1 protein-coding gene is annotated in these 408 nt (G+C 54.7%); it reads left to right on the plus strand.

Going from position 1 to position 408, the window contains the following annotated elements; translation table 11 throughout:
• A partial coding sequence (locus tag C5L13_RS28510; protein ID WP_210202214.1) for a DNA replication/repair protein RecF occupies positions 1–343 on the plus strand: 343 nt, incomplete at its 5' end.
• Positions 344–408: the final 65 nt, after the last annotated feature.

Below are 408 nucleotides of genomic sequence, written 5' to 3' on the forward strand. Positions count from 1 at the left end.
GACCTACACCGCGCACGGCCCGCATAAAGCGGACTTTCGCATACGCGCCGACGGCGCGCCGGTGGAAGATACGCTGTCGCGCGGGCAGCTTAAGCTGCTGATGTGCGCACTGCGCCTGGCACAAGGCGAGTTCCTGACCCGTGAAAGCGGTCGGCGCTGCCTGTACCTGATAGATGATTTTGCCTCTGAACTTGATGACGCGCGTCGCGGGCTGCTGGCCAGCCGCTTAAAAGCGACGCAGTCACAGGTTTTTGTCAGCGCGATCAGCGCTGAACACGTTATGGACATGTCGGATGAAAATTCGAAGATGTTTACCGTGGAAAAGGGTAAAATAACGGATTAACCCAAGTTTAAATGAGCGAGAAACGTTGATGTCGAATTCTTATGACTCCTCCAGTATCAAAGTCC

The sequence above is a fragment of the Neorhizobium alkalisoli genome, assembly GCF_002968635.1.
Taxonomy (GTDB): domain Bacteria; phylum Pseudomonadota; class Alphaproteobacteria; order Rhizobiales; family Rhizobiaceae; genus Neorhizobium; species Neorhizobium alkalisoli.